The sequence below is a fragment of the Pseudocitrobacter vendiensis genome (assembly GCF_943590815.1).
In the GTDB taxonomy this organism is placed as follows: Bacteria; Pseudomonadota; Gammaproteobacteria; order Enterobacterales; family Enterobacteriaceae; genus Pseudocitrobacter; species Pseudocitrobacter vendiensis.
Window position 1 is genome coordinate 31,905 of the sequence record NZ_CALSBS010000031.1, and the last position, 16,708, is coordinate 48,612.

A 16,708-nucleotide genomic window follows, 5' to 3' on the forward strand; every position below is an offset into this window, starting at 1 on the left:
ATTGCCTCACTCTTTTAACACGAGCATTTTAGCGGTAACTAACGAGTAGCGAATAATGAGTCTAAACCTGGTAAGTGAACAATTGCTGGCAGCGAACGGCCTGAATCATCAGCGCCTGTTTGACATTCTTGGTCAACTCGCCGAGCGCCGTCTCGATTATGGCGATCTCTATTTTCAGTCGAGCTATCACGAATCCTGGGTTTTAGAAGACAGCATCATTAAAGATGGTTCTTACAATATCGACCAGGGTGTTGGCGTGCGTGCGGTGAGCGGTGAAAAAACCGGGTTTGCCTACGCAGATCAGATTAGCCTGCTGGCACTTGAGCAGAGCGCACAGGCGGCGCGGACCATCGTTCGTGACGCGGGTGATGGCAAGGTGCACACGCTGGGCGCGGTAGACCACTCTCCGCTCTATACCTCGCTCGATCCGCTGCAAAGCATGACCCGTGAAGAGAAACTCGATATTTTGCGTCGCGTCGATAAAGTCGCGCGTGCGGCTGATAAGCGCGTACAGGAAGTGTCTGCCAGCCTGACGGGCGTGTATGAACTGATCCTGGTCGCCGCAACGGACGGTACGCTGGCGGCGGATGTTCGCCCGCTGGTGCGCTTGTCTGTCAGTGTTCAGGTTGACGATAACGGCAAACGTGAACGCGGCGCGAGTGGCGGCGGCGGTCGATTTGGCTACGACTATTTCCTGGCAGACCTCGATGGTGAAGTGCGCGCGGATGCATGGGCAAAAGAAGCCGTGCGTATGGCGCTGGTAAATCTTTCAGCCGTCGCGGCGCCTGCGGGAACGCTGCCGGTGGTGCTGGGCGCAGGCTGGCCGGGTGTGCTGCTGCATGAAGCGGTAGGTCACGGTCTGGAAGGCGACTTCAACCGTCGCGGCACTTCTGTTTTCAGCGGTCAGATGGGCGAGCTGGTGGCCTCTGAACTGTGTACGGTCGTCGATGACGGCACCATGCAGGATCGCCGTGGCTCTGTGGCTATTGATGATGAAGGTACGCCGGGTCAGTACAACGTGCTGATCGAAAATGGCATTCTGAAAGGCTACATGCAGGACAAACTCAACGCGCGTCTGATGGGCGTTGCACCGACCGGGAACGGCCGTCGTGAATCCTATGCGCATCTGCCGATGCCGCGTATGACCAACACTTACATGCTGGCCGGGAAATCGACGCCGCAGGAGATTATCGAATCCGTTGAGTACGGCATTTACGCGCCGAACTTTGGCGGCGGCCAGGTGGATATCACCTCCGGGAAATTCGTCTTCTCGACGTCAGAAGCGTATCTGATTGAAAACGGTAAAGTCACGAAACCGGTGAAAGGCGCAACGCTGATTGGTTCCGGTATTGAAACCATGCAGCAGATTTCCATGGTCGGTAATGACCTGAAACTGGATAACGGTGTGGGCGTTTGCGGTAAAGAAGGCCAGAGCCTGCCGGTTGGCGTGGGTCAGCCGACGCTGAAGGTTGATAACCTGACCGTGGGTGGCACCGCGTAATTTTGCCTTGCCGGATGGCGGCTTCGCCTTATCCGGCCTACGGTGTTGTGCGCGTTGTTGCCGGATGGCGGCTTCGCCTTATCCGGCCTACGGTGTTGTGCGCGTTGTTGCCGGATGGCGGCTTCGCCTTATCCGGCCTACGGTGTTGTGCGCGTTGTTGCCGGATGGCGGCTTTGCCTTATCCGGCCTACCGATCGAGTAGGCCTGATAAGCGTAGCGCCATCAGGCGAAATGCCTCACCGTTCTCCCGTCTCATCTTTACCCCGCATCCTCTGATACAGCCTGGCCACCTCGACAAAATAATCGGTCAGGTAATTAATACACACCTGCACTTTCAGTGGCAGCTTATCTTTCTCGGTATAAAGTGCGTAAACCGGACGCGGATCGGACTGGTAGCGCGGCAGCAAAATTTCCACCTCGCCACGGTTAATCTCTTCGATCACCCACATGAGCGGCACGTACGCGATCCCCGCACCCGCAGAGAGCCAGCGGCTAAGCGTCATCGGATCGTTAGTCACAAATCGCCCTTCAGGAATGAGGCGTGTGGTCAGGCCTTCGGGGGCGATCAGCTCAAATTCGTTATCCGGACGCACGCTGTATTCCAGCCATGAATGGTTGGCGAGGTCGGCGGGCTTCTCTGGAATGCCTGCATGTTGTAGATAACTTTTAGCCGCGCAGATAACCATCGGCATCGAGCCTAACCGGCGCGAGAAGAGGCTGGAATCCTGCAATGCGCCAACGCGAATGACCACATCCAGACCATCGGCAATCAGATCCGGGGCCGGAATACCCGTGACCAGATTTACCGTCAGGCCGGTGTACTCCTTCAACATCTCCGCGGTGATCCGCGCGAGGACATTTTGTGCCATAGTTGAAGAACAGCCAATTCGCAGCGTACCGATAGGTGTGTTGTTAAACGCGTAGAGCTGTTCGTGGACATCCTGAGCCTCAAACAGCATACGGCGGCAGCCCTGGTAATAGATTTTGCCGGCTTCTGTGAGACCTATACTACGCGTGCTGCGGTTTAACAGCTTAACTTGTAACTCATCTTCCAGCTTTGATACAGTCTGACTGATGGAAGAGACGCTCATCTGAAGCTGTTTCGCGGCGGCGGTGAACGAGCCTTGCTCGACCACTTTGGCAAACACCGACATTCGTTTTAGTCGTTCCATTATTCACTCTGGCTTAAAAGTGATTTAGATCACAATATATAGATAACGGCATAACAGTTACGTTAATATACTGTTAGCTGAATAATTAAAGCGCACTCTCACCTGCACGCTAGTCTAAACCAAGGTCAACATGAGTCTGTTTCCTGTCATTGTGATTTTCGGCCTGTCATTCCCGCCGATCTTCTTTGAGTTGCTATTGTCGCTCGCCATCTTCTGGGGGGTGAGGCGACTGCTTATTCCAACCGGTATCTATGACTTTGTCTGGCATCCTGCGCTGTTCAATACGGCATTGTATTGCTGTCTTTTTTATCTGATATCACGTTTGTTCGTTTGAGGTAGATGTGAAAACGCTAATAAGAAAAATCTCCCGTACAGCCATCACACTGATACTTGTTATTCTGGCTTTTATCGCCATTTTCCGCGCATGGGTGTACTACACCGAGTCGCCGTGGACACGTGATGCGCGTTTCAGTGCAGACGTGGTCGCCATCGCGCCCGATGTCTCCGGGCTGATTACTCAGGTAAATATCAAGGATAACCAACTGGTTAGTAAAGACCAGGTATTGTTTACCATTGACCAGCCACGATACCAGAAAGCACTGGAAGAAGCTGAAGCCGATGTGGCGTATTACAAAGCGCTCGCCAGCGAGAAGCGTCGGGAAGCCGGACGTCGTAACCAGTTAGGCATTCAGGCGATGTCGCGTGAGGAAATCGACCAGGCCAATAACGTCCTGCAAACCGTCGAGCATCAGTTAGCCAAGGCACAGGCAACCCGCGACCTCGCACGTCTTGACCTTGACCGCACCGTTATCCGCGCGCCTGCCGCCGGTTGGGTAACCAACCTCAACGTCTTTAACGGTGAGTTTATTACCCGTGGCTCCACGGCGGTGGCGCTGGTGAAAAAGAATTCGTTCTACGTACTGGCCTACCTGGAAGAGACCAAACTGGAAGGTGTGCGAAAAGGCTATCGTGCGGAAGTCACCCCGCTTGGCAGCAACCGTGTTATCAAAGGCACCGTAGATAGCATCGCGGCGGGCGTAACCAACGCCAGCAGCAGCAATGATGCGAAAGGTATGGCAACCATTGATTCCAACCTGGAATGGGTACGTCTGGCGCAGCGTGTGCCGGTTCGTATTCATCTTGATGAACAGCAGGATAATATCTGGCCTGCCGGGACAACCGCGACGGTGGTGATTACCGGTGAAAAAGACCGGGACGCGCAGAACATGACCTTCTTCCAGAAACTGGCGCTACGTCTGCGTGAGTTCGGTTAATCGTTATGGGCATTTTTAGCATTGCCAATCAGCACATCCGCTTTGCCATTAAACTGGCTTGCGCGATTGTGCTGGCGCTGTTTGTCGGTTTCCACTTTGAGCTGGAAACGCCGCGCTGGGCGGTTTTGACGGCAGCAATCGTCGCGGCAGGCCCTGCATTTGCCGCCGGTGGTGAACCCTATTCCGGCGCTATCCGCTACCGCGGGATGCTACGTATCATCGGGACCTTTATCGGCTGTATCGCGGCGTTAACCATCATTATTATGATGATCCGCGCGCCGTTGCTAATGGTTCTGGTGTGCTGTATCTGGGCCGGTTTTTGTACCTGGCTCTCCTCGCTGGTCCGCGTCGAAAACTCCTATGCGTGGGGGCTGGCGGGTTACACGGCGCTGATTATCGTTATCACTATTCAGGCCGAACCGCTCCTGACGCCGCAATTTGCGGTCGAACGCTGTAGCGAGATCGTTATTGGTATCGTCTGCGCGATCATGGCCGATCTGCTTTTCTCCCCGCGATCGATCAAAAAAGAGATCGACCTTGAACTGGATAACCTGCTTATCGATCAATATCGCCTGATGCAGCTGTGCATCAAGCATGGCGACAGTGAAGAAGTTGACCGCGCGTGGAGTGGACTTGTGCGCCGCACCGCAGCCCTGGGTGGAATGCGAAGCAACCTGAGTATGGAGTCCTCCCGCTGGTCGCGCGCTAATCGGCGCTTAAAGGCGTTGAACACGGTCTCCCTGACCATGATCACCCAGGCGTGCGAAACCTACATCATTCAGAACACGCGCCCGGAAACGGTCACCGATGACTATCGCGAACTCTTCGCCGAGCCGGTAGAGACCGTACAGGACGTGCATCGTCAGCTTAAACGCATGCGTCGGGTGATGGCCTGGACGGGCGAACACGGCACGCCGGTAACGATTTACGGCTGGGTGGGCACGGCGACGCGCTACCTGTTGTTAAAACGCGGCGTGATTGGTAATACCAAAATCAGCGCCCGCGAAGAGGAAATTCTTCAGGACGAAGTAGTGGTGAAGGCCGAGTCAGCCGAACGCCACCATGCGATGGTTAACTTCTGGCGTACGACGGTATCCTGCGTGCTGGGCACGCTCTTCTGGCTGTGGACCGGCTGGACATCCGGCAGTGGGGCGATGGTAATGATTGCGGTGGTCACCTCGCTGGCTATGCGTCTGCCAAACCCCCGGATGGTTGCCGTCGACTTCCTTTACGGCACGCTGCTGGCGCTGCCGCTGGGGACGCTCTTCTTCCTGGTGATCATTCCCTCAACGCAGCAAAGCATGCTTTTACTCTGTATTAGCCTGGCGGTGCTGGCGTTCTTTATTGGTATCGAGGTGCAGAAACGGCGGCTGGGATCGCTGGGTGCGCTGGCGAGTACCATCAACATTATCGTGCTCGATAACCCGATGAAGTTTGAATTTAGCCAGTTTCTTGATAGCGCCCTGGGCCAACTGGTGGGCTGCTTCCTGGCGCTGATGGTTATCATGCTGATTCGCGATAACTCGCGTGAACGGACGGGCCGCGTACTGCTGAACCAGTTTGTATCGGCGGCGGTTTCGGCGATGACTACCAACTCCGCGCGACGTAAAGAGAACCATCTGCCGGCGCTCTATCAGCAACTCTTCCTGTTGTTGAATAAATTCCCTGACGATATCGCCAAATTCCGTCTGGCCCTGTCGCTGATTATTGCGCACCAGCGTCTGCGCGATGCGCCAGTGCCGGTGAATCAGGATCTCTCTGAGTTTCACCGCCAGCTCAGACGCACGGCGGACAGCGTGATCTCTGCGGGCAACGATGATAAACGTCGTCGCTACTTCCTGCGTCTACTGGAAGAGTTAGATATCTATCAGGACAAATTACGTATCTGGGATGCTTCGCCGCAGGTTACCGAACCGGTTGGTCGGCTGGTGGCGATGCTGCATAAGTATCAGAGCGCACTGACGAACAGCTAGCACGTGTCGGATATTACGTCTGTAGGCCTGATAAGCGAAGCGCCATCAGGCAATACATCAATCGTCCAGACCTTCACACATTTATCCCCCTATAAAGCCGACGCCCTCAGCGTCGGTTTTTTTATCGCTATACTTAGAGGCGGATGACAGCGGCGGGAAAATTGAGGGCGGGTGATGGAACTCTATTCTTTTGATTTTGATGAAATAGAAAACCAGGGTGATTTTTACCGCGAGTTCACGCGCCTTTTCGCACTCAAGAGTGGGCAGGTTCACGATCTCGATTCATTGTGGGATGCGGTGACCGGCAGCCAGCTTCCGCTGCCGCTGGAGATAGAGTTCCTGCATCTGGATGAGAAGCAGAAGCGGCGTTACGGTGCGCTGATACTGTTATTTGATGAGGCAGAGGAAGAGCTGGAAGGGATGCTGCGCTTTAACCTTTCGCGGACATAAAAAAGCCCCCGCGTAACGGCGGGGGCAAGTCGTCGGACAAGACGACGAGGGTTTATTTGTACAATTCTGCGGTCGCGTGCCAGGTATTACCGGAACGCGCTTCAATAATGCGGTAGCCGCTTGCGCCTTCTTTTGCTGCTTTTGCTGATAATGCGCTATTCATATCCATCGGCGAGCTGCCGACCTGTGATACGGAAACGGTACCCATAGATTGCAGGCTCTGTGCTTGTTCTGAACTGATTTGCTCAGCCGCGCTGGCACCAAAAGAGAGAACAGAAGCCAGACCCAGAGAAGCGATGATCATTGCGTTTTTCATAATTTTTACTCCACCATGTGCGACAGCGGTGAGAGGAGAAAACATGGCTTCCTGGACCGCTGTAGAAAATATTGTTTACCTAAATCTTACTCACTCTATAAGCCAAACTTATTTGTACAGTTCAGCTGTTGCGTGCCAGTGGGCGCCGGTACGCGCTTCGATGATGCGATAAGAAGAAGCGCCCTGTTCTTCCGCTTTCTTGTTCAGCATCTCATGCATATCCATCGGAGAAGAACCGACTGCACCGACGGATACGGTGCCGATAGCCTGACGATTTTGCGCTTGATCGCTGTTAATAGAGTCAGCGGCGAAAGCGCCAAAAGAGATAACGGAAAGGATGCTCAGAGCCGCAACAGTTGTTTTGATTTTCATGATCTACACCTCGTCGAATTATTTGGAAGGTCTTTGTTTTGTGACCCTCATCACGAAATTAAGTATACACTAATCACACTTAAAATTAATACCAGACTAATGGTTTCAAGCGTAAATCTGTTTTAAAAAATCTGTTTTTTATGACCAATTGAAATAAAAAATGGTGTATTAGTGCTATATCGTGAGGTTAATCCTAAGAAAATCATATGGATATACTGATTTGATTTTTCGTGCGATTTTGTGCGGATGCATTCACTGAAACTATGTGTTTAGGCGATTTAAAGCACGTATTGCAAAATGGTGTGCGGGAGAATGTCGGGGAAACGAAGCGGCAGAAAGGGATGATCCTCTGGCCAGCGACCAGAGGAAGGGGATTACAGCTCTTGCTCGAACAAAACCAGAATGGCTTCGTAGAGATCTTTCACCGTAAAGCCACGGGCCGGAGTGGTAAAGATGGTGTCGTCACCGGCGATGCTGCCGAGAATACCTTCCGCTTTACCCAGCGAGTCAAGCAGGCGGGCAATCAGCTGCGCGGCGCCAGGGCTTGTGTGGATAACGACAACCGCATCGTTGTAGTCGATATCCAGCACCAGATTTTTCAGCGGGCTGGAGGTCGTCGGTACGCCGAGTTCAGCCGGAAGGCAGTAGACCATCTCCATCTTGGCATTGCGGGTACGAACCGCGCCAAACTTGGTTAGCATGCGGGAGACTTTGGATTGATTAATATTTTCGAATCCTTCCTCCTGCAGCGCCTGGACGATCTCACCCTGAGAGCTAAACTTTTCTTCCTTTAATAGCGCTTTAAACGCTTTCACTAATTCTTCTTGTTTGGTCGAACTTCGCATAAGTCACCCGTATATGGTGATGAAATTAACATGATTATGCATATAAATGCATTTTTATGCAAATAATCTGCAAAAAAGGCGGATAATAATCGCGAGAAGGGGCGGATCTTAGCAAAATTTACTATTAATAAACATGCCTATATCACGGCCTGCAAATAAGGTTAAAAGTAAATTAAATGTTATGAAAATGATGTTGTTTTAACCAGATCACTGGTTATAGTTTAAGTGATAGTTGATGTGGATTTGGTTACGTGAATAAGACCTTTCCCGGTAAACGAATGAGCAATTTTGTAGCAAGGCTGCTAAATACCCCTCATTCTGTAAGTAATTAGATTGTAATTATTTACACCGTGAATTAAGGTCGCCGCAACGGAGTATAACAGGCAGTGCCCTGCGTCGGTTTTGCGGTACATGACAGGTCACCCTGAATGACATTAACCATAATAAGGAGTTTCGGATGAAAGTTGCAGTCCTTGGTGCCGCCGGCGGTATCGGTCAGGCGCTTGCCCTACTACTTAAGACCCAACTACCTTCAGGCTCAGAACTCACTCTCTATGATATCGCCCCTGTCACGCCAGGCGTGGCGGTCGATCTCAGTCATATCCCGACCGATGTGAAGATTACAGGCTTCTCCGGTGAAGATGCTTCTCCGGCGCTGGAAGGGGCGGATGTGGTGTTAATTTCCGCGGGCGTCGCGCGCAAACCGGGTATGGATCGCTCCGATCTGTTTAACGTTAATGCCGGGATCGTGAAGAACCTGGTGCAGCAGGTGGCGAAAACTGCCCCGAAAGCCTGCATCGGCATAATCACAAATCCGGTGAATACCACGGTTGCCATCGCGGCAGAAGTGCTGAAAAAAGCGGGCGTATACGATAAGAACAAACTGTTCGGCGTTACTACGCTGGATATCATCCGCTCAAATACATTTGTGGCGGAACTGAAAGGTAAAAAGGCGACAGAAGTGGAAGTGCCGGTTATTGGCGGCCACTCTGGCGTGACCATTCTGCCGCTGTTATCGCAGATCCCTGGTGTTTCCTTTAGCGATCAGGAAGTGGCCGATCTCACCAAACGTATCCAGAATGCGGGTACGGAAGTGGTTGAAGCCAAGGCTGGTGGCGGCTCTGCAACCCTGTCGATGGGGCAGGCGGCTGCACGTTTAGGTCTTTCTCTGGTTCGCGCCCTGCAGGGTGAGAAAGGCATCGTTGAATGTGCCTATGTGGAAGGCGACGGCCAGTACGCGCGTTTCTTCTCTCAGCCGCTGCTGCTGGGCAAAAACGGTGTGGAAGAGCGTCAGTCCATCGGCAAACTGAGCGCGTTTGAGCAACAGGCGCTGGAAGGTATGCTGGATACGCTGAGAAAAGATATTACGCTTGGCGAAGAGTTTGTGAATAAGTGATGTAATGCATGAAAAAAAGGGCCGTCAGGCCCTTTTTTGTGTCTGTTAGTTCGACGCAGGATACTCCTGAACCGTCACTTTCAGCGTGAGTTTCTTATCGTCGCGCATGACCTCAACCGGGATATCCGACCCCGGGCGAATTTCGGCCACCTGGTCCATGGTCTCCAGCGCGGAAAGCGCCGGTTTACCATTCACCGAAGTAATAACGTCGTTGACCTGAATACCCGCCAGCGCGGCTGGGCCGCCTGTGGTGACTTCGTTTACCACGATCCCCTGGATCTGATCCATGCCGCCGCCCTGTGCATGCAGCGGGGCGATCTCGCGCCCGCCGATCCCGATATAACCACGGATCACCCGACCATCGCGGATCAGTTTATCCATGATTTTAGTCGCCAGCTGGAACGGGATGGCGAAGCTTAAGCCTTCCGGCGTTTCGCCGTCGTTACTCTTATCGAAAGAGAGGGTGTTGATACCCATTAGCTCGCCCAGTGAGTTAATCAGCGCGCCGCCAGAGTTACCGTGGTTGATGGAGGCATCCGTTTGCAGGAAATTCTGTCGCCCGGTCGGGTTCAGGCCGATACGGCCGGTAGCACTGATAATGCCCTGCGTAATGGTCTGCCCCAGGTTGTAAGGGTTACCAATCGCCAGCACCACATCGCCAATGTGCGGCACGCGCTTCGGGTTGATGGGGATAACCGGCAGGCCGCCGGTGGCGTTAATTTTTAGCACCGCAAGGTCGGTAAGCGTATCGGAGCCGACCAGCAGCGCTTCGAAGACGCGGCCATCCTGCAACGCGACGATGATTTGATCGGCATCGTTAATGACATGTTTGTTGGTCACGATATACCCGCGTTCGTCCATGATCACCCCGGAGCCGAGCGTGCGGATCTCCAGTTGATTCTGCCCGGTGCTGTTCAGGCCACGGTTATAGACGTTAACGACCGCTGGCGCGGCACGACGCACAGCCTGGTTATAGCTGGCGGGGGATTCATCCGAGCTGGTGAGCGTGGTGGTCGCGGTTGTCCACTTGCGTAAAGAGGGCATCGCGGCCAGCAAAATGCCACCGACAATAAAACCAATTGCGACAGAACGTAAAAGCTTTGCAAGCATGATCAGGTATCGTTGATGAATAAACGTTCGCAGCATACCACGACTACGCTGGACATCACATGCTGCGCGATGTCCAGCGCATAACGGTTAGCGCATCAGGAGGTAAATACTTTCTTCACCGCGCATTACGTTCAGGGCAATCACCGACGGTTTAGTTTCCAGCACTTTGCGCATATCCGCGATGGACTGCGTGCGCTGGCGGTTAATGCCGATGATGACATCATCTTTATGCAGGCCAACCTGCGCCGCTGCGCTGCCTTTTTCTACATCGCTGATGACAATGCCTTTGGTGCCATCTTTCAACTGACCGTCGCTTAATGACGCGCCCTGAAGCTGTGGGGCAATCATTTCCGCGCTGGCGGTCGCCGAGGTGCTTTTATCCAGCGTGACTTCAACCTCAAGCGGTTTGCCATCGCGCAGCAGACCCAGCTTCACTTTTGAGCCGGGTTCGGTGGTAGCAATGCGCGAACGCAGTTCGGCAAAGCTGCTCAGCGCTTTACCGTTCAGGCTAACAATCACGTCGCCTGATTTTATGCCCGCTTTCGCTGAACCGGAGTTAGGCAACACTTCGCTGACAAACGCCCCGCGCTGCACGTTGAGGTTAAACGCTTTGGCGATATCGGCGCTCATTTCCATACCGCGAATACCGAGCAGCCCGCGTTTGATTTCACCGAACTGAATCAGCTGTTTCGCGAGGATTTGCGCCATATTGCTGGGGATGGCGAAGCCAATCCCCACGCTACCGCCGCCCGGGGCGAGAATCGCGGTGTTAATGCCGATCAGCTCGCCGTTGAGGTTCAGCAATGCGCCACCGGAGTTCCCACGGTTAATTGAGGCATCGGTCTGAATAAAGTTTTCCAGCCCTTCGAGGTTCAGCCCGCTGCGTCCTAACGCCGACACGATCCCGGAGGTGGCGGTTTGCCCCAGTCCGAAGGGGTTACCCACGGCGACGGCGAAATCACCGACGCGCAGTTTATCGGAGTCGGCAATGGCGATTTGCGTGAGTTTGCTGCCGCCCTGAATTTGCAGCAGGGCGATGTCGCTTTGGTCATCACTGCCAATCAGTTTGGCATCGAACTCGCGGCCGTCATTCAGCTGGATGCTGATTTTTTGCGCCTGGCTGATGACGTGGTTGTTGGTTAAGACGTAGCCTTTCGCCGCATCAATTATGACGCCAGAGCCCAGGCCTTCGAACGGTTGCGCCGGTTCGTTGCCGCCTTCTTCACCAAAGAATTTTTTAAGCTCCTCCGGCACGCGCTGACTCGGCGTGGCGGTGCCTTCCACCTGCACGCTCACCACGGCGGGCAAGACTTTTTCTAGCATCGGCGCGAGGCTTGGCAGTGCGCCCTGGCCTGGAACCTGAGTGGGAATCGACGCGCTGGCCACCTGAGGTACGGCAAAGGACAGGCCGACACTTAACGCTAACGCACTCAACAGCAAAGTAGATTTATTCATTGATGCTGGCTCTCCTGACCTGAGGTGTAAGGACATGCTTCCCGAAACAGTCTGATGTTATTGAATTTTTCTCGGGGTAACAATGTGGATATTGACTAAATATAGTCGGGGCAGAGAGAAGTGACGGGCGCAACAGGCGCGCCCGTGAAATAAATTGTTCGCAGAAAGGATTAGTCGCGTTTTGCACCGCTACGCAGCAGGCCGGATGCGCCTTCTGAGTAGTCACGCGGCATCTGTACCGGCGCCTGGTCGTTACCGGCTTCCGATTCAGCCAGACGGTTGCGGAACGGATTAGACTCTGCGCTCATTTCAGGCAGCAGGCTGCTTGAGCTTTTCGCCATGTGTTGATAGAGCTGACGATAGTCGTCTGCCATGTTGTTCAGCAATTCCGCACTGCGCGCAAAATGGCTGACTAACTCTTCACGGTACTCTTCCAGTTCGGCTTTATTTTTTTCCAGCTCGTACTGCAGGGCCTGTTGTTGACGCAATTTGCGATTACCGAAACGCATGGCCACAGCACCGATAATAATGCCGACAACGAGCCCAATTAGCGCATATTCCCAGGTCATGAACATCTCCCATTGTTTTGTGGTTCCGTAGGGTATTGGTGACCAGGCGCTCCATGCCTGTACCAGATACTGCCACTATAACCGCTTATTCCGCAGAAGTGGAATCCTGGCGTATCATCGCGTAGTGTAGAACGGCACTTTTTTCACCAATCGTGAAGTAAGACATACCGGTTTTCAAAGGAATAACAATTAGATCATGCAAAGCCTGTCCCCCACATCGCGTTATCTTCAGGCCCTCGAAGAGGGCACCCATCAGCCTGATGATGTTCAGCGTGAGGCGGTAAACCGCCTCGATACCATCTACCAGGAACTGCTCGCTAATCGTGCACAGCCGGCCCAAAGCGGCGGCGGCCTGATGGCAAAATTCGGAAAATTGCTTGGCAAACGCGAGGCGGACACCAGCACGCCGGTTCGCGGCTTATATATGTGGGGTGGGGTTGGCCGGGGGAAAACCTGGCTGATGGACATGTTCTATCACAGCCTGCCGGGCGAACGTAAACAGCGCCTGCACTTTCACCGCTTTATGCTGCGTGTACATGAAGAGCTAACACAGCTTCAGGGGCATAGCGACCCGCTGGAAATCGTTGCTGAACGCTTTAAAGCGGAAACCGACGTGCTGTGTTTTGACGAGTTTTTTGTCTCGGATATCACGGACGCCATGCTGCTCGGCGGCTTGATGAAAGCGCTGTTCTCGCGTGGGATTACGCTGGTTGCTACGTCTAACATTCCGCCGGACGAGCTTTATCGCAATGGCTTACAGCGTGCGCGCTTCCTGCCGGCCATTGACGCGATTAAAGCCCACTGCGACATCATGAATGTTGATGCAGGCGTCGATTACCGTTTACGTACATTAACGCAGGCGCATCTGTGGCTCTCGCCGCTCAACGACGAAACACGCATTGCGATGGATAAACTGTGGCTGGCGCTGGCTGGGGCGAAGCGTGAGCACGCACCGGAACTTGAAATTAACCATCGCCCTCTGCCAACGCTGGGCGTTGAGAATCAAACGCTGGCGGTTTCCTTTACGACACTGTGCGTTGATGCGCGCAGCCAGCACGACTACATCGCGCTCTCGCGCCTGTTCCACACGGTGATGTTATTTGATGTGCCTGTTATGACACCGCTGATGGAGAGTGAAGCTCGTCGCTTTATTGCGCTGGTGGATGAATTCTATGAGCGTCATGTGAAGCTGGTGGTGAGCGCGGAAGTGCCGCTGTACGACATTTATCAGGGCGAGCGGTTGAAGTTTGAGTTCCAGCGTTGCCTGTCGCGTTTGCAGGAGATGCAGAGCGAAGAGTATTTGAAACGGCCGCATATGCCATAAATCCTCCCCCTCTCCCCGTGGGAGAGGGTACGGATTGTGCCAGAGGTTATGTGAGTGGGGTTTTCTCCCTCTCCCTGTGGGAGAGGGCCGGGGTGAGGGCATCAGGCCGCACCCCCCCTATCAAAAACCCTCGATCAAAATCACAAATAAGGGTCGACCTTTAACCACGACTTCTCTATAATCTTGCGACCCCACGTTACAAGAAGGTTTTTTTCCCAAAACTTTCTCTGCGCCGGCATAGGCTATTCGAAGGGGTAGGTTTGCTGGACAATGTCGTGTGAACCTCAACTGACAAAACGTTTGGGTGTTCACCAACGTGTAACTTATTTATTTGGGTAAGCTTTTAATGAAAACTTTTACAGCTAAACCAGAAACCGTTCAACGCGACTGGTATGTTGTTGACGCGACCGGTAAAACTCTGGGCCGTCTGGCTACTGAACTGGCTCGTCGCCTGCGCGGTAAGCACAAAGCGGAATACACTCCGCACGTAGATACCGGTGATTACATCATCGTTCTGAACGCTGACAAAGTTGCTGTAACCGGCAACAAGCGTACTGACAAAATGTACTATCACCACACCGGCCACATCGGTGGTATCAAAGAAGCGACCTTTGAAGAGATGATTGCCCGCCGTCCTGAGCGTGTGATTGAAATCGCGGTTAAAGGCATGCTGCCAAAAGGCCCGCTGGGTCGTGCTATGTTCCGTAAACTGAAAGTTTACGCGGGTACCGAGCACAACCACGCGGCACAGCAACCGCAAGTTCTTGACATCTAATCGGGATTATAGGCAATGGCTGAAAATCAATACTACGGCACTGGTCGCCGCAAAAGTTCCGCAGCTCGCGTTTTCATCAAACCGGGCAACGGCAAAATCGTTATCAACCAACGTTCTCTGGAACAGTACTTCGGTCGTGAAACTGCCCGCATGGTAGTTCGTCAGCCGCTGGAACTGGTCGACATGGTTGAGAAACTGGATCTGTACATCACCGTTAAAGGTGGTGGTATCTCTGGTCAGGCTGGTGCGATCCGTCACGGTATCACCCGCGCTCTGATGGAGTATGATGAGTCCCTGCGTGGCGAACTGCGTAAAGCTGGCTTCGTTACCCGTGATGCTCGTCAGGTTGAACGTAAGAAAGTCGGCCTGCGTAAAGCACGTCGTCGTCCTCAGTTCTCCAAACGTTAATTGGTTTCTGCTTCGGCAGACAACAATTTGCGCAAAAACCCGCTTCGGCGGGTTTTTTTATGTCTGAACAGTAACGTTACGAGCGTATTGGCAGGGCGAACAAGCCAAGTGCCCCTGCCATAATCTCAACGCCAGCGCCAATCTCACGGCTCTTTTTCCGGATTTCCAGAATCCACTCACCACAAGCCGCGCAAAATCTGGTAAACTATTCTCCAATTTTCTGCCCAAATGCGGGTGATTGTTCAATTTTTGTTTGGTTTGCAAGCAGGAATGCCACTCAACGCAGGATGGGGACACACTTCTGGCTAGCCACCGTGTGGCTGGTAGCAGTAAAAATTCTGAATATACCTGGAGGTTTTCATGGCTGTCGCTGCCAACAAACGTTCGGTAATGACGCTGTTTTCTGGTCCTACTGACATTTATAGCCATCAGGTCCGCATCGTGCTGGCTGAAAAAGGTGTCAGCTTTGAGATAGAGCACGTGGAAAAGGACAATCCACCGCAGGATCTGATTGACCTCAACCCGAATCAAAGCGTCCCGACACTGGTAGATCGCGAACTGACTCTGTGGGAATCCCGCATCATCATGGAATACCTGGATGAGCGTTTCCCGCATCCGCCGCTGATGCCGGTTTATCCGGTTGCACGTGGTGAAAGCCGTCTGTACATGCAACGTATCGAGAAAGACTGGTACTCGCTGATGAACGTCGTGATGACGGGTTCTGCGTCTCAGGCTGATGCTGCACGTAAACAGCTGCGCGAAGAGCTGCTGGCGATTGCGCCGGTATTCACCCAGAAGCCGTACTTCCTGAGCGATGAGTTCAGCCTGGTCGACTGCTACCTGGCGCCGCTGCTGTGGCGTCTGCCGGTTATGGGCATCGAAATGGTGGGTGCGGGTGCGAAAGAGCTGAAAGGCTATATGACCCGCGTCTTCGAACGTGATTCTTTCCTTGCCTCCTTAACGGAAGCCGAGCGCGAAATGCGCCTTGGCCGGGGTTAATTGAATGGATGTGTCACAGCTTTCTCCGCGCCGCCCGTATCTGCTTCGCGCATTTTACGAGTGGCTGCTGGACAACCAGCTTACGCCGCATTTAGTCGTTGATGTCATGCAGCCAGGCGTTCAGGTGCCAATGGAGTATGCCCGTGACGGCCAGATCGTTCTGAACATCGCGCCGCGCGCGGTGGGCAACCTGGAGCTGGCGAACGATGAAGTTCGCTTTAACGCCCGTTTCGGCGGCGTTCCGCGCAATGTCTCCGTACCGCTGGCTGCCGTACTGGCTATCTACGCGCGTGAAAACGGCGCAGGCACCATGTTTGAGCCGGAAACAGCCTACGACGAAGATGCTGAAGGCTACAACGACGATCTCGAAGTCGTTGAAAACGAAACGGTGATGTCGGTCATCGATGGCGATAAGCCGGATCACGACGACGACACCGATCCGGACGATACCCCGCCGCCGCGCGGTGGTCGCCCGGCGCTACGTGTAGTGAAGTAATATTTCTGAAAAGGCCCGAAAGGGCCTTTTTTTCGTCTGGATACTTAGCCCGTTGCAACGACAAACCTCACTATAAATATACAGTAAATTTTATAAAGTAATCATTAATTTCAACTAACGCGTTCCATTAATAATGGTTCTTTTTCTTTAAAAATATTAATTGCAGCTTTTTAATATTATATTTCATGATGTTAATTATGCAATAATTTATTTAATTACATTCTTTTTGTAATAATTAAATCATAATCACTGGTTATGTTAATGGTGTTTTTC

The 16,708-nt window shown here is 53.1% G+C and carries 18 protein-coding genes; 11 read left to right on the forward strand and 7 right to left on the reverse strand.

The features are described from left to right. Window positions 1–55: 55 nt before the first annotated feature. A complete protein-coding gene (gene tldD, locus NMC31_RS22135) occupies window positions 56–1,501 on the forward strand; it encodes a metalloprotease TldD (RefSeq protein ID WP_149464031.1) in 1,446 nt (481 codons plus the stop codon). A 236-nt stretch (window positions 1,502–1,737) separates the two neighbouring features. Here tldD and aaeR read toward each other — a convergent pair whose 3' ends face one another. Continuing rightward, window positions 1,738–2,673, reverse strand: a complete 936-nt coding sequence (gene aaeR / locus NMC31_RS22140; RefSeq protein WP_253899094.1) for an HTH-type transcriptional activator AaeR — start codon at window positions 2,671–2,673, stop codon at window positions 1,738–1,740. Between the two features lie 130 nt (window positions 2,674–2,803). Between aaeR and aaeX the strand changes: the two genes are divergently transcribed. From aaeX to NMC31_RS22160, 4 genes are all read left to right on the forward strand, one after another. Continuing rightward, window positions 2,804–3,007 carry a p-hydroxybenzoic acid efflux pump operon protein AaeX gene (gene aaeX / locus NMC31_RS22145; protein ID WP_015962790.1) on the forward strand — a complete coding sequence of 68 codons (204 nt, stop codon included), beginning with the start codon at window positions 2,804–2,806 and terminating at the stop codon, window positions 3,005–3,007. Window positions 3,008–3,014: 7 nt separating this feature from the next. Next, entirely contained in the window at window positions 3,015–3,947 is a 933-nt protein-coding gene (aaeA, locus tag NMC31_RS22150) for a p-hydroxybenzoic acid efflux pump subunit AaeA (protein ID WP_149464029.1), read from the forward strand. Between the two features lie 5 nt (window positions 3,948–3,952). Beyond that, window positions 3,953–5,920: a p-hydroxybenzoic acid efflux pump subunit AaeB gene (aaeB, locus tag NMC31_RS22155; RefSeq protein ID WP_253899095.1), complete on the forward strand. Its 1,968-nt coding sequence runs from the start codon at window positions 3,953–3,955 to the stop codon at window positions 5,918–5,920. Between the two features lie 174 nt (window positions 5,921–6,094). Beyond that, window positions 6,095–6,370, forward strand: coding sequence for a barstar family protein (locus tag NMC31_RS22160; protein WP_253899096.1), 276 nt, complete (start codon window positions 6,095–6,097; stop codon window positions 6,368–6,370). 52 nt (window positions 6,371–6,422) lie between these two features. On the opposite strand, the gene yhcN (NMC31_RS22165) is transcribed toward NMC31_RS22160, so the two are convergent. The 3 genes from yhcN (NMC31_RS22165) to argR form a co-directional block, all read right to left on the reverse strand. Beyond that, window positions 6,423–6,686 carry a peroxide/acid stress response protein YhcN gene (gene yhcN / locus NMC31_RS22165; RefSeq protein ID WP_253899097.1) on the reverse strand — a complete coding sequence of 88 codons (264 nt, stop codon included), beginning with the start codon at window positions 6,684–6,686 and terminating at the stop codon, window positions 6,423–6,425. A 108-nt stretch (window positions 6,687–6,794) separates the two neighbouring features. Further along, window positions 6,795–7,058 (reverse strand): peroxide/acid stress response protein YhcN, encoded by a 264-nt coding sequence (yhcN, locus tag NMC31_RS22170; protein WP_149464025.1) that lies wholly within the window; start codon window positions 7,056–7,058, stop codon window positions 6,795–6,797. 374 nt (window positions 7,059–7,432) lie between these two features. After that, a complete protein-coding gene (argR, locus tag NMC31_RS22175; RefSeq protein ID WP_015962796.1) occupies window positions 7,433–7,903 on the reverse strand; it encodes a transcriptional regulator ArgR in 471 nt (156 codons plus the stop codon). A 457-nt stretch (window positions 7,904–8,360) separates the two neighbouring features. On the opposite strand from argR, the gene mdh reads away from it, so the two are divergent. Continuing rightward, on the forward strand, window positions 8,361–9,299 hold the full coding sequence (mdh, locus tag NMC31_RS22180; protein ID WP_108474934.1) for a malate dehydrogenase: 939 nt from the start codon (window positions 8,361–8,363) through the stop codon (window positions 9,297–9,299). Window positions 9,300–9,344: 45 nt separating this feature from the next. Here mdh and degS read toward each other — a convergent pair whose 3' ends face one another. From degS to zapG, 3 genes are all read right to left on the reverse strand, one after another. Next, window positions 9,345–10,409, reverse strand: coding sequence for an outer membrane-stress sensor serine endopeptidase DegS (degS, locus tag NMC31_RS22185; RefSeq protein WP_149464024.1), 1,065 nt, complete (start codon window positions 10,407–10,409; stop codon window positions 9,345–9,347). A gap of 87 nt (window positions 10,410–10,496) precedes the next feature. Continuing rightward, window positions 10,497–11,864, reverse strand: a complete 1,368-nt coding sequence (degQ, locus tag NMC31_RS22190) for a serine endoprotease DegQ (RefSeq protein ID WP_149464023.1) — start codon at window positions 11,862–11,864, stop codon at window positions 10,497–10,499. A 170-nt stretch (window positions 11,865–12,034) separates the two neighbouring features. Beyond that, on the reverse strand, window positions 12,035–12,433 hold the full coding sequence (gene zapG, locus NMC31_RS22195; protein ID WP_015962802.1) for a Z-ring associated protein ZapG: 399 nt from the start codon (window positions 12,431–12,433) through the stop codon (window positions 12,035–12,037). A gap of 196 nt (window positions 12,434–12,629) precedes the next feature. On the opposite strand from zapG, the gene zapE reads away from it, so the two are divergent. From zapE to sspB, 5 genes are all read left to right on the forward strand, one after another. Next, on the forward strand, window positions 12,630–13,757 hold the full coding sequence (gene zapE, locus NMC31_RS22200; RefSeq protein WP_253899098.1) for a cell division protein ZapE: 1,128 nt from the start codon (window positions 12,630–12,632) through the stop codon (window positions 13,755–13,757). Window positions 13,758–14,103: 346 nt separating this feature from the next. Beyond that, window positions 14,104–14,532, forward strand: coding sequence for a 50S ribosomal protein L13 (rplM, locus tag NMC31_RS22205; protein ID WP_015962804.1), 429 nt, complete (start codon window positions 14,104–14,106; stop codon window positions 14,530–14,532). A gap of 15 nt (window positions 14,533–14,547) precedes the next feature. Continuing rightward, a complete protein-coding gene (gene rpsI / locus NMC31_RS22210) occupies window positions 14,548–14,940 on the forward strand; it encodes a 30S ribosomal protein S9 (protein ID WP_000829815.1) in 393 nt (130 codons plus the stop codon). Window positions 14,941–15,300: 360 nt separating this feature from the next. Then, entirely contained in the window at window positions 15,301–15,939 is a 639-nt protein-coding gene (gene sspA, locus NMC31_RS22215; protein ID WP_149464021.1) for a stringent starvation protein SspA, read from the forward strand. A gap of 4 nt (window positions 15,940–15,943) precedes the next feature. Continuing rightward, a complete protein-coding gene (sspB, locus tag NMC31_RS22220; RefSeq protein ID WP_015962806.1) occupies window positions 15,944–16,435 on the forward strand; it encodes a ClpXP protease specificity-enhancing factor in 492 nt (163 codons plus the stop codon). The last annotated feature ends 273 nt before the right edge of the window (window positions 16,436–16,708 follow it).

Coding starts and splice junctions, on each gene's coding strand:
- sspA (WP_149464021.1), top strand. CDS start 15,301: ATGGCTGTCGCTGCCAACAAACGTTCGGTAATGACGCTGTTTTCTGGT.
- NMC31_RS22160 (WP_253899096.1), top strand. CDS start 6,095: ATGGAACTCTATTCTTTTGATTTTGATGAAATAGAAAACCAGGGTGAT.
- aaeB (WP_253899095.1), top strand. CDS start 3,953: ATGGGCATTTTTAGCATTGCCAATCAGCACATCCGCTTTGCCATTAAA.
- yhcN (WP_253899097.1), bottom strand. CDS start 6,686: ATGAAAAACGCAATGATCATCGCTTCTCTGGGTCTGGCTTCTGTTCTC.
- rplM (WP_015962804.1), top strand. CDS start 14,104: ATGAAAACTTTTACAGCTAAACCAGAAACCGTTCAACGCGACTGGTAT.
- mdh (WP_108474934.1), top strand. CDS start 8,361: ATGAAAGTTGCAGTCCTTGGTGCCGCCGGCGGTATCGGTCAGGCGCTT.
- aaeX (WP_015962790.1), top strand. CDS start 2,804: ATGAGTCTGTTTCCTGTCATTGTGATTTTCGGCCTGTCATTCCCGCCG.
- tldD (WP_149464031.1), top strand. CDS start 56: ATGAGTCTAAACCTGGTAAGTGAACAATTGCTGGCAGCGAACGGCCTG.
- zapG (WP_015962802.1), bottom strand. CDS start 12,433: ATGACCTGGGAATATGCGCTAATTGGGCTCGTTGTCGGCATTATTATC.
- degQ (WP_149464023.1), bottom strand. CDS start 11,864: ATGAATAAATCTACTTTGCTGTTGAGTGCGTTAGCGTTAAGTGTCGGC.
- degS (WP_149464024.1), bottom strand. CDS start 10,409: ATGCTTGCAAAGCTTTTACGTTCTGTCGCAATTGGTTTTATTGTCGGT.
- sspB (WP_015962806.1), top strand. CDS start 15,944: ATGGATGTGTCACAGCTTTCTCCGCGCCGCCCGTATCTGCTTCGCGCA.
- aaeR (WP_253899094.1), bottom strand. CDS start 2,673: ATGGAACGACTAAAACGAATGTCGGTGTTTGCCAAAGTGGTCGAGCAA.
- yhcN (WP_149464025.1), bottom strand. CDS start 7,058: ATGAAAATCAAAACAACTGTTGCGGCTCTGAGCATCCTTTCCGTTATC.
- rpsI (WP_000829815.1), top strand. CDS start 14,548: ATGGCTGAAAATCAATACTACGGCACTGGTCGCCGCAAAAGTTCCGCA.
- zapE (WP_253899098.1), top strand. CDS start 12,630: ATGCAAAGCCTGTCCCCCACATCGCGTTATCTTCAGGCCCTCGAAGAG.
- argR (WP_015962796.1), bottom strand. CDS start 7,903: ATGCGAAGTTCGACCAAACAAGAAGAATTAGTGAAAGCGTTTAAAGCG.